We start from the raw sequence: 11595 nt of genomic DNA, 5'->3' as shown, positions 1-11595 counted from the left end.
CGCAAGAAAACGCGGCCGAGATACAAGCAACGGCCTTTCGCCTTACAGCGTAGCCAATCTGACCAGCAGAAGCCCCCTCGCGCACGCCGCAGGCGGACAGCACCGCGGCAACCGCGCTGGCGCGCGCCACGCGACCTTAAGCCGGTGCAGCCAGCACCCGCCGCTCCCAAGGGGTGATCTCGTCGAAAAAGCTGTTCATCTCCATGGTCTTGCTGGCGACGTAGCCTTCGATGAACTCCTGGCCAAACAGTTCCACGGCCAGCTGACTGCGTCTCAGCCGCTCAAGCGCGGCATGCAGGGTACAAGGCAGGGTCAACTCATCGGGCACCTCGAACTCGCCCTGCAGAGGCGCGCTCGCCTCCAGTTGCTGCTCGATACCATAGAGCCCGGCGGCCAGACTGGCGGCCAGAGCCAGATAGGGGTTGGCGTCCGCCCCGGGCAGGCGGTTCTCCACTCGCCGCGCCGCTGGCGAACTGGCCGGAATGCGCAGGCCCGCAGCCCGGTTGTCACTCGACCAGCAGGCATTGTTCGGCGAGGCATAGGGGTGGCAGAGCCGCTGATAGGAGTTCACATGGGGCGCGAACAGCAGGGTGAAGTCCGCCAGCGCCGCCTGTTGACCGCCGATGAAGTGATAGAAGGCCGGCGTGGCCTGACCGTCCCCATCGCTGAAGATGTTCCGTCCACTGCCCTGCTCCACCACGCTCTGGTGGATATGCATGGAGCTACCAGGCGTGTGCGCCAGCGGCTTGGCCATGCAGACCACGATCAGTCCATGCTTGAGCGCCACCTCCTTGAGCAGGTGCTTGAACAGGAAGGTCTGGTCGGCCAGCACCAGCGGGTCGCCATGCAGCAGATTGATCTCGAACTGGCTGAGCCCCATCTCGTGCATGAAGGTGTCGCGCGGCAATCCCAGCGCCGCCATGCAGCGGTAGACCTCCCCGAAGAAATCCCGCAGCCCGCTGTTGGAGGCGACGCTGAAGGCCGAGCCGCCGCTTTCGCGGCGCCCGTCCAGCCCCACGGGCGGCTGGAAGGGTTGCAGCGGATCGGGGTTGGGCGCGAAGACGAAGAACTCCAACTCGGTGGCCACCACCGGCTGCAGTCCCCGCGCCGCGTAGCGGGCGACCACCTGCTTGAGCAGCCCACGCGTGGACAGCGCCGAGGGTCGACCATCGAGCTCATCCGCATCGCAGATGGCCAGGGCACGCGGGGTGTCGCTCCAGGGCAGGCGATGCACCTGCGTCGACTCGGCGTTCAGGGCCAGGTCGCCGTCGTCGCTGCCGTAATACCGGGCGGGCGGGTAGCCGCCCATGATGCACTGCAGCAGCACGCCACGGGCCAGCTGCAGCCGCCGCCCCTCGAGAAAGCCTTCGGCGGTCATCACCTTGCCGCGGGGCACGCCATTTAGATCGGGGGTCACGCATTCGACTTCCGCGACGCCACGAAGTAGCTCGTCCAGGGACATGCGGCCAGGGGTGTTCATCTGCTCTTCCTTAACTGTGCGCGATAGGCCTAACGGGAGTGCTACTTGTACAAAATACACACCACCCGTTCAAGATTTAAAGCAATCGATCTAACGACCGGATCGCACCTGCGCGCCGCCAAACCCGCTAATTTATCGACTTATTAGATCAACCGATCTGCCACCCACGCCTGCATATCCGCCAGCGGAGCTAGCACCGGGACTCCGCAAAAGGCTTGTTCTAGATAGGCCCAGCACCACTATCAATGACATCGATTATTACCATGCCGCGACTGCCCTTTTTGATCGAAATATCCTGAGTAACATGGGCCCCGTACTCAGTTATCGCCCCCCACGAGGAGCCCACAGATGAAAAAGCAAATTCTCGCCAGCCTGATTCTCGCCACCCTGTCCGCTAGCGCCTTTGCCCTGCCGCAAGCGCCGCAAACCGAGGCCAAGGCCACCCTGGCGGCCGATGGCAGTGAACGCAGCGGCTTGAACCGTATCGCCGAAGGCGGGGCCGAGCGCCTGCAGGAGCGCATGCGTGTCGCCGAAGGTGGTTCCGAGCGCTTGCAGGAGCGGCTGCGTGTTGCCGAAGGCGGGGCCGAGCGCCTGCAAGAGCGGCTGCGTGTCGCCGAAGGTGGGGCCGAGCGCCTGCAAGAGCGGCTGCGTGTCGCCGAAGGTGGGGCCGAGCGCCTGCAAGAGCGGCAGCGTGTCGCCGAAGGCGGGGCCGAGCGCCTGCAGGAGCGGCTGCGTGTTGCCGAAGGCGGCGCCGAGCGCCTGCAGGAGCGCATGCGCGTCGCCGAAGGCGGGGCCGAGCGCCGCGAGGCTGGCCGGATCGGCTAACGACTCGAACCTCGGTCAAAAGTAGAAAAGGCGCCATTTCGGCGCCTTTTCCGTTTCCAGCATCAGCAGATGCCGCCGCGGCAGGCCCTCACTCCAGCCGCGCCAGACGCGCCTCCAGCTCGGCGATTCGTGACTCCAGCGCCTCCAGCCGGGCCTCGTACTGCGAGCCGGACGCTGGCCGCTCGACTTCCGAGGCCCGCGCCTCCAGCAGCGCCTGCAGATCCTCCGGCTCACCCATCAGGTGCATGTAGCGGTCTTCGCGCTGACCGGCCTGGCGCCCCAACTGGACCACCAGCCCGCGGGTGATCAGGCGATCCAGGTGGTGACGCACCTGCTCGAGGTCCTCGAACTCATGCATGCGGCTGCTGCGGGTGAGCAGCTCGCCGAGGGTCTGCGGACCGCGCAACAGCAGCAGCCCCATCAGCACCACCTGGGGGGCGACCAGTTCCAGCGTCTTGTCGACGCGCTGCTCCCAGCGATCGGCGCGGCTGCCCATCACCAGGCGCGCCAGGCCACGGCCCTCCAGACTGCGCAGGCCCTGACCGACCTGTCCGGGATTGAGGTTCATCAGCGGTTCGCGACTGGTCTTCTGATTGCAGGCCAGCACCAGGGCGTTCAGGGTCAGCGGGTAGGCCTCCGGGGTGGTTGCCTGCTTTTCGATCAGGCAACCGAGAATGCGGACTTCGACGGCGCTCAGCGGCGCCTCGTCGGACTCGGTTTGGGACTCGTCGTTCATCTCAGCTCTCTCTGGCTCGAACCAGCCGCTAGCCTAGCCTGACTGGCGGCAACTTGACACGTCCCCAGCGGGGGCACCCGACATCGCCCTCGCCGCGACCAGCTGCGCCCCGCGCAACGCGGGCTGTGCTAGAGTCGCGCGCTTGTTTTTCCGGTCGAGCGCCCCGGCCTCGCCGCACTCCTGAAAATTCGCTCGCCGCCGCCCCGTTCTTCTGCACCGTAGGTCAGCCAGAACCAGACCCGATGGGGCCGACTGCACTGACTGCCCGGACCGGCCGGCGACCCGCCCCCAGAGATGTACCCCATGACCGACTCGCGACACCCCCTTATTCGCCTGCTGTCCAACACCGGCCTGGTGGCCCAGATTCTCATCGGCCTGATTGCCGGCGTGCTGCTCGCCCTGCTGTCCCCCCAGGCCGCGCTGTCGGTCAGTTTCCTCGGCTCGGTCTTCGTCTCGGCCCTGAAGGCCGTGGCGCCGGTGCTGGTGTTCGTCCTGGTGGCTGCCTCGATCGCCAACCACCAGCGCGACCAGCAGACCCATGTCCGCCCGATCCTCGTGCTTTACCTGTTCGGCACCTTCAGCGCCGCACTGATCGCCGTGCTCGCCAGCTTCGCCTTTCCCTCGAGCCTGACCCTGGTAAGCAATGGTGCGCAGTTGTCGCCCCCAGGCGGCATAGACGAAGTCCTCAAGACCCTGCTGCTCAATGTGGTCGACAACCCGATCAATGCCCTGCTGCGGGGCAACTTCATCGGCATCCTGGCCTGGGCCATTGGCCTGGGCCTGGCCCTGCGCCACGCCGCCCCAAGCAGCAAGCAGCTGCTCGCGGACCTCTCGAGCGGGGTGACCGCGATCGTCAAGCTGGTGATCCGCCTGGCGCCGTTGGGCATCTTTGGCCTGGTCGCCGCCACCCTGGCCGAATCGGGCATGGGCGCCCTGCTCGACTACCTGCACCTGCTGCTGGTGCTGGTCGGCTGCATGCTGTTCGTCGCCCTGGCGGTCAACCCGCTCATCGTGTTCTGCAAGATTCGCCGCAACCCCTATCCGCTGGTGCTCACCTGCCTGCGCGAAAGCGGCCTGACCGCCTTCTTCACCCGCAGCTCGGCGGCCAACATTCCGGTCAACCTGCAGCTCTGTCAGCGTCTGAAGCTGCACCAGGAGACCTATTCGGTGTCCATTCCGCTGGGCGCCACCATCAACATGGCCGGCGCGGCGATCACCATCAGCGTACTGACCCTGGCCGCGGTACACACCCTGGGCATCGCCGTTGACCTGCCCACGGCCCTGCTGCTGAGCCTGCTGGCCTCGATCAGTGCCTGCGGCGCGTCCGGCGTCGCCGGCGGCTCGCTGCTGCTCATTCCGCTGGCCTGCAGCCTGTTCGGCATCCCCAACGAGGTGGCCATGCAGGTGGTCGCGGTCGGCTTCATCATTGGCATCGTCCAGGACTCGGCGGAAACCGCGCTGAACTCCTCCACCGACGTACTGTTCACCGCGGCGGCCTGCCTGGCCCAGGAAGGCGCGAACGAACCGGTCACCCAGCCGGCACGCTGACCCGCACCACCCACTCGAGCCTCAGAAAAAGCCTACGCACTGCGTAGGCTTTTTTTATGGCCGATGCATACCCCGTCCCCTGCCGTCCGGCCACCTGCTCCCGCATGCCCAGCGGCGTCGCAACAGCCAGGCACGCCCACGGCAAACTAAATGCGAATTATTTGCATTAAAGGAAGTTGATAAGTATTCTTATCTGGCGCGCAACACCTGTGTATGCAACGGATTGCCTTGTTTAAACCCCGCCAAAGGAACATCACATGACGGTTGCCCTGCCCGAGAACATGCACCAGCTCCTCGGCCGTTGGAGCGAAGCCCTGTCCACCGAGGCGTTTCGCTCGCGCCAAGTCACCCTCGATCACTTGGCCCAGGCATTGCCTGTGGCGCGCCAGCGCAGCTTCCAGCGCCTGATCCAGTCGCTGCTTCGCGAAGGTTTGATCGACGCCGATGCCTGCATCCATGACGAACACCGGCGTTGCTGGCTGGCATTGCCCGAGCCCGGTGCGTTGCTGCGCTTCGACCACCTCGAGGCCGGGCGCATGGCCAGCTGGGACCTGCGTGGCAGCGTGACCCTGTGCCGTGCCGCTGCGCAGCCCTACGCGCTGCAATACCCCTCCGAGCTCCTGCAGCTGCTCAGCGGCCTGCTCACCTGCTCCGCCTCGGCCGAGACCCTGGCGCGCCTGGCCCAGGAGCTCGACGACAGCTTTCGCAACGACACCCTGTGCCTGGCCTACCACCAGTGCTGGAACCGGCAGTTGCAGCATGAGCTCGGCAATGGCGCGCCGGATCGCCTGCTGAGCGCATTGCGCGGTGGCAGCGGCGCGGACAACCCGACCCTGCTACTGGAGCAGTGGGGCACCCTGGGCCACCCCTGGCACCCCAACTACAAGACCAAGCTGGGCCTGAGCGCGGCCCAGGTCGTTGCCCTGTCGCCGGAATTCGAGGCCTGCATCGGCGTCCGCCTGGCCGCGTTGCACCGCCAGCACGCTCACGCCGAAACCCTGGGTGAGACGCCGGACTACCTGGCCTGGTGGCACTCGCAGTTTCCCCAGGCGGCCGCTCGCCTCACCACCTGCCTGCGCCAACGGGGACTGGAGCCGGAGCACTTCCTGCCCCTACCGGTCCATCCCTGGCAGGCCCAGGAGGTGCTGCCAAAGCTGTTCGCCCGGGAGATTGCCGAGGGCCAACTGGTGCTGACCGACATCCAGGCCTTCCAGGGCCACCCGACCATGTCCTTCCGCACCGTGCTGCCCGAAGCCAGCCGCGAGGCGCCCATGGTCAAGCTGCCGGTGTCCCTGCGCCTGACCAGCGTGCAGCGCACCGTCTCACCGCGTTCGGCACGCATGGGGCCGCGGGTCAGCCAGTTGCTGTTGCAGATTCTGGAAAGAGAACCCGAACTGGCCCGGCTGCTGAGTGTGGTGCCCGAGCGCGTCGGCCTGCATTTCAACCCGCAGCCGGCGGACGACGAGCGCGCCCGCCAGCTCTCGGTGCTGTACCGCGACAACCCCCTGAGCCTGCTCGCCCCAGGCGAGATGGCCATACCGGTGGGCAGCCTGTTCGCCACGGACGGCGAGGGCCGGCCGCTGCTGCGCCAGTGGGTCGCCCTGGCCGAGGGCAGCAGCGACAGCCAGGCGATGCTGGCCTTCTTCCGCCACTACCTGGAGGTAGCCGTGCCGGGCCTGCTGGGCATGTACCTGCTGTATGGCGTCGCCTTCGAAGCCCACCAGCAGAACAGCTTCATGCTCATGGGCCGCGACGGTCGACCACAGCGCCTGCTGCTGCGCGACTTCGGCGATATCCGCATCTATCGCCCGAGCCTGCAGCGCCAGGGTCTCGACCTCGAGCTGCACGACCCGCAGATGACCCTGTTCGACGATGCCGGCTTCGTGCGCGACAAGCTGCTGCACACGGTATTCATGTGTCACCTGGGGGAACTGGCGCTGCTCTGTGCCCGCCACTGGCAGGTGGCCGAAGAGTTGTTGTGGAATGCACTGGCCGAACAGCTCGAGCGCAGCTTCCAGGCGCTGCGCAGCCGGGTGCCCGGCGAACGCTGGGAGACCGAGCACCGGGCCCTGCTGGCGCAGGACTGGCCGGCCAAGTCGTTCATGCGCATGCGCCTGGAAGACAGCCATGCCGACATGGTCGGACGCCTGCGCAACCCACTGAGCCGGGTCGACCATGCGGGCTGAGGGTCGCGCCCTGAGCCTGCTGATCGCGATCCAGTGCGTGTCCATGGGCGCCATGGAGATGAGCGGGCCGTTCTGGCCGCTGCGCATCCAGGCATTGCTCGCGCCCGCTCAGGCGCACTACCTGGCCGCGCTCTCGGCCCTGGTGTACGCCGGGCCCATGCTCGCGGCCATGCTGCTGACGCCGCTGTGGGGGCGCCTCGGCGACCGCACCGGGCACAAGCCCATGGTGCTGCGGGCGTTGCTGGCCCTGGCGCTGTGCCAGGGCCTCGCCGCCATGACCCTGAACCCCTGGCTGCTGGTGCTGATCCGCGTGCTGCAGGGCGCGCTGGCCGGCTTCATCGCCGCCGCCCAGGCCTATGCCATCGCCCGCTGCGCCAGCGGCAACCGCGGCCAGGTGCTGGCCCGGCTGCAGGCGGCCACCGCGGTCGGCTCGCTGGCCGGACCGGTGCTCGGCGGCTGGTTGCTGGACGCCTCCGGCTTCGTCCTGCTGTGCGCCGTGGCCGCGCTGATCTGCCTGCTGTGCGCGGTGGCCGCGACGGCGCTGCCGGCGGACGCGCCAGTCGCACGCAACCGTCGGCCACAGACCGAGACCCGGCTGCCTGGCGGCTGGCTCGGCGGCGTACTGACCATCATCGTGCTGGTGCAGGCGGCGAAGATGATGCCGCAGCCGTTCTTCGCCCTCTATGTGGCCGAGATCCTCCAGGCCCCCGGCTGGCTGATCGGCGCCAGCTACGCCGCCAGCGCCGCCACCCTGGCCCTCTCCGCGCCGCTGTGGGGCCGCCTGTTCGACCGCTGGCAGCCGGCGCAGACGCTGCGCGTGATCGAGCGGGTGGCCTGGTTGTGCGCCCTGACCCTGGCCCTTACCGCGCTGGCCAGTGGCTGGCTCGGTTTTATCGCCAGCCGCCTGCTCTGGGGCGTCTGGCAAGGCGCCCTGCTGCCGGTGGCCTACGCCCTGATCGCCACCACCCTGCCGGACGGGCGCCAGGGCTTCGCCCTCGGTTTGGGCAACAGCGCCGCCAAGGCCGGTGCCTTGCTCGGCGCCCTGCTCGGGGCCGCCGGCATGGGCCTGGCCGGATTGGCCTCCGGCTTCTGGCTGGTGGCCATCACCTACGCCCTGGCGGCCCTGGGCATCCGCCTGATTCGCAGCACCTCGCAACTGCCGGAAACCCCGGCGCTTTCTGCCAACACCAAGAAGATGATCTGATGAACAAGACTCCGCTATCGCTCCTGATCCCCCTGCTCGGTTCCCTGGGTGGCGCCAGCTCGCTGGCCCTGGCCGCCGAGGCCGAGGCCGAGGCCGTGCAACTGGCCAACACCGTGGTCACCGCCACCCGCAGCCAGGCCAGCCTCGCCTCCATTCCCGGTTCGGTGCAGGTCATCGACGAGCAGCAGATCCGCCAGCAGAGCGGTGCCGGCCGCAAGGTCGCCGATATCCTCGGCACCCTGGTGCCCGGCCTCGCCCCCGCCACCGGCGGCATGAGCAACTTCAGCCAGACCCTGCGCGGACGCAACATGCTGGTGCTGATCGACGGCGTGTCGCAGAACGCCAGTCGCGACAACTTCCGCCAGCTCAACAGCATCAGCCCGGCCAGCATCGAACGCATCGAGGTGGTCTCCGGCGCCAGCAGCATCTACGGCGCCGGCGCCTCCGGCGGGATCATCAACATCATCACCAAGCGCAACCAGGGTGATGAGCTGGCCCTGAGCAGCCGGGTGGGCATGAGCAGCGGCAACAACCTCAACCCCAAGGGTTTCGCCTACCAGCTGTTCCAGAGTGCCGGTGCGCGCCAGGGCGCGCTGGACTGGTACCTGTCGGCGGACTGGACCCAGCGCAACGACCAGTTCGACGGCGACGGCCGGCGCATTCCCCAGGACACCTCCCAGGGCAGCGCCATGGACACCGAGACCTACGACCTGCACGGGCGCTTCGGCTATGCGCTGGATGAAAACAAGCGCCTGAGCCTGGCCCTGCAGGACTACAAGGACCAGCAGGACACGGGCTTCGCCCCACGCACCATCAATGGCGAGTCGGTGGCCGTGAAGGGCCTGGACCTGGAGGATCAGCCCTATACCCACAACCAGGCGATCAACCTCAACTACAACGACCGCGACCTGTTCGGCCAGAACCTGCTGCTGGAGAGCTACTGGCGCCGCGCCGATGCGCTGTTCTTCCCCGACCGTGCGCGCGGCTTCGCCGGCGTTTCCGACAACAACAGCCGGCAGGACGTCTACGGCCTGCGTGCCGCGGTGGAAAGCGCCCTGCCGGAAATCGGCGCGGCCCGCGGCAGCCTGGTCTGGGGCGCCGACTACGAGAACGAGCGCACCCGCCAGCGCGGCGACCGCTATAACGTCAACGGCCTGGTCTACCGCAAGAGCGGCGAAACCTTCGAGCTCGGCCCGGACGTCGAAACCGCTACTCGCGCGCTGTTTGCCCAGATGTCCTGGGACATCGACGACTGGACCCTGCGCGGCGGCGTGCGCCGCGAATGGATCGAAAGCGAGGTGGCGGACAGCATCGCCTATGGCGAGATCTGGCAGACCGGCAACCGCGCCACCCTGCCCGGCGGCACCCTGAAATACGACGCCAACCTCTACAACCTCGGCGCCGTCTACCACCTCAGCGACAGCCAGGACCTGTTCGTCAACTTCAGTCAGGGCTTCTCCTTGCCGGATATCCAGCGCTTCCTGCGCGACGTCGACAGCCGCTTCGACATCCAGACCCTCAACGCCCAGGCCATTGAGGTCGACAGCTACGAGCTGGGCTGGCGCGGCAACTGGAGCCGCTGGCAGGCCGACGTCACCCTGTACGAAAACCGCTCGGACGTGACCCAGTTCTACGATGCCAGCACCCGCGTGCTGCGCCTGATCGACCAGAAGGAGCGGGTACGCGGCCTGGAGAGCAGCCTGAGCTACGACCTCGACGAGCGCTGGACGGTCGGCGGCAGCTACGCCTGGACCAAGGGAGAGACCCGGGAGAACGGCAAGTGGATCGACCTGCCGGCCACCCGCGTCTCGCCGGCCAAGACCACCCTGTTCCTCGGCTACACCGGCGATCGCTACAACCTGCGCCTGCAGGCCCTGCAGCTGGCCGACTACGATGCCGCCGCCAAGGACGACAACGGCCGGCAGATCGACGGCTACACCCTGGTCGACCTGCTCGGCGCGGTGGAGCTGCCGACCGGGCGCCTGGAGGGCGGCATCTACAACCTGGCCAACCGCACCTACCAGAACCTCTTCACCCAGGCCAACGCCCGCCTGCCCTTCCCCAATGCCGAAGGCCGCACCTTCAGCCTCGCCTACGCCCTGGACTGGTAGCGCCGGGCTGCCTGCCGTCAGGCCAACAGAAAAGGCTTACGCCCCACCGGCGCAAGCCTTTTTACGTCGCTAGCCGCCTCTCCGTGTCGGCCGCTGGCCTTATACAGCCATAAATAAAACAACCCCTTAGGGCGTATTTTTATTGCTGGCTGCCCGCCGCGATCTGTTCCTACTATCCGGCGCAGGGAAAGGCGCCGTTGGCGCCAGATAATCGGCTCAGAGGATGCTCAATGAACGACCGCAGTCAGTCCTTGACTGCGTAATCAACTCCAGCGAGAAGGCCCAAGCCCTCGCAGACCAACGCTAAGTACCAGAGGAATACTATGACTACAAAAATAATTCCCGCACTTATCAGCACCCTGCTGGCCGTCGGCGCCACAGACGTTCTCGCGGCAGACGCCAGCTCCTGCCAGAACATGCGCATCGCCGATATCGGCTGGGTGGATAACGCCGCCAACAACAGCCTGCTGATGGTGTTGGCCGAGGGCCTGGGCTACAAGCCGAAGTCGACCATCGTCTCCCTGCCGATCACCCTGGCGTCGATCCAGAAGAAGCAGATGGACGTGTTCCTCGATTACTGGTCGCCGGCCTCCGACGATACCGTCAAGCCGTTCCGCGACAAGAACAGCATCAACGTGGCGGAAAAACCGAACATGGAGGGTGCCAAGTACACCCTGGCCGTGCCCACCTACCTGTATGAACAGGGCCTGAAGGACTTCTCCGACATCGCCAAGTTCAAGCAGGAACTGGACGGCAAGATCTATGGCATCGAGGCTGGCTCCGGCGGGAACAAGATGCTCAACCAGATCATCACCGAGAACAAGTTCGGCCTGGGCGACTTCAAGCTGGTCGAATCCAGCGAAGCGGCCATGCGTGTCGCGGTCGCCCGCGCCATCAACTCGAAGTCGCCGATCGTCTTCCTCGGCTGGGCCCCGCACCCGATGAACCTGCAGTTCGACATGACCTACATCAGCGGTGGCGACGATTACTTCGGCCCCAACTACGGTTCGGCCGAGATCTACACCATCACCGCCACGGACTATGCCGAGCGCTGCCCGAACGCGGCGAAGCTGGTCGCCAACATGAAGTTCACCACCGATATGGAAGCGGCGCTGATGGAGCGCATCATGGCCCACGAAAAAGCCAGCGTGGTGGCCACCGACTGGATCAAGCAGAACCCGCAGTGGCTGGACACCTGGCTGGCGGGCGTGACCACCATCGACGGCAAGGACGGCCTCGAAGCGGTGAAGAAACACCTCGAGCTCTGACCCAGCTGCAGGCCAGGTCCCCCGGGACTCCAGGCCCGAAAAGCAAAAAGGCTTACGCACTGCGTAAGCCTTTTTTATTTGGCGTCCCCTACTGGAGTCGAACCAGTATCTAGCCCTTAGGAGGGGCTTATTCTATCCATTGAACTAAGGGGACAGCGTGACGCCGGCCGACACTTCGCACCAGCCGGCGGGCATCTTAGCGGCCGCGCGCCGATTTGTCATGCCACGGCCATCACC

General features: G+C 66.5%; 8 protein-coding genes and 1 tRNA gene. 6 read left to right on the top strand and 3 right to left on the bottom strand.

From position 1 onward, the window contains the following. Positions 1-136 precede the first annotated feature (136 nt). Entirely contained in the window at positions 137-1378 is a 1242-nt protein-coding gene (locus KDW96_RS19320; protein ID WP_255840566.1) for a glutamine synthetase family protein, read from the bottom strand. Between the two features lie 450 nt (positions 1379-1828). Here KDW96_RS19320 and KDW96_RS19315 point away from each other — a divergent pair, with 450 nt between their 5' ends. Beyond that, the gene (locus tag KDW96_RS19315) at positions 1829-2305 is read left to right on the top strand and encodes a phage infection protein (RefSeq protein ID WP_255837848.1); all 477 of its coding nucleotides are present in this window, start codon (positions 1829-1831) and stop codon (positions 2303-2305) included. A gap of 88 nt (positions 2306-2393) precedes the next feature. Here the strand turns inward: KDW96_RS19315 and KDW96_RS19310 are convergent, their stop codons facing one another. Continuing rightward, positions 2394-3041 carry a YceH family protein gene (locus KDW96_RS19310; protein ID WP_255837847.1) on the bottom strand — a complete coding sequence of 216 codons (648 nt, stop codon included), beginning with the start codon at positions 3039-3041 and terminating at the stop codon, positions 2394-2396. 303 nt (positions 3042-3344) lie between these two features. On the opposite strand from KDW96_RS19310, the gene sstT reads away from it, so the two are divergent. The 5 genes from sstT (at position 3345) to choX (ending at position 11358) form a co-directional block, all read left to right on the top strand. Further along, entirely contained in the window at positions 3345-4589 is a 1245-nt protein-coding gene (gene sstT, locus KDW96_RS19305; protein WP_255837845.1) for a serine/threonine transporter SstT, read from the top strand. Between the two features lie 257 nt (positions 4590-4846). After that, positions 4847-6775, top strand: a complete 1929-nt coding sequence (locus KDW96_RS19300; protein WP_255837844.1) for an IucA/IucC family protein — start codon at positions 4847-4849, stop codon at positions 6773-6775. Then, positions 6765-7979, top strand: coding sequence for an MFS transporter (locus KDW96_RS19295; RefSeq protein ID WP_255837843.1), 1215 nt, complete (start codon positions 6765-6767; stop codon positions 7977-7979). Before KDW96_RS19300 ends, KDW96_RS19295 begins: the two co-directional genes overlap by 11 nt. Next, positions 7979-10090 (top strand): TonB-dependent receptor, encoded by a 2112-nt coding sequence (locus KDW96_RS19290; RefSeq protein ID WP_255837842.1) that lies wholly within the window; start codon positions 7979-7981, stop codon positions 10088-10090. Before KDW96_RS19295 ends, KDW96_RS19290 begins: the two co-directional genes overlap by 1 nt. 323 nt (positions 10091-10413) lie before the next feature. Further along, positions 10414-11358, top strand: coding sequence for a choline ABC transporter substrate-binding protein (gene choX, locus KDW96_RS19285; RefSeq protein ID WP_255837841.1), 945 nt, complete (start codon positions 10414-10416; stop codon positions 11356-11358). Between the two features lie 79 nt (positions 11359-11437). Here the strand turns inward: choX and KDW96_RS19280 are convergent. Then, positions 11438-11512: transfer RNA gene (locus tag KDW96_RS19280), tRNA-Arg, on the bottom strand. Positions 11513-11595 lie beyond the last annotated feature (83 nt).

Source organism: Pseudomonas benzenivorans (assembly GCF_024397895.1).
Lineage (GTDB): Bacteria > Pseudomonadota > Gammaproteobacteria > Pseudomonadales > Pseudomonadaceae > Aquipseudomonas > Aquipseudomonas benzenivorans_A.
Note: the sequence above shows the minus strand (reverse complement) of the source record. Positions and strands in the feature narration are given on the sequence as shown.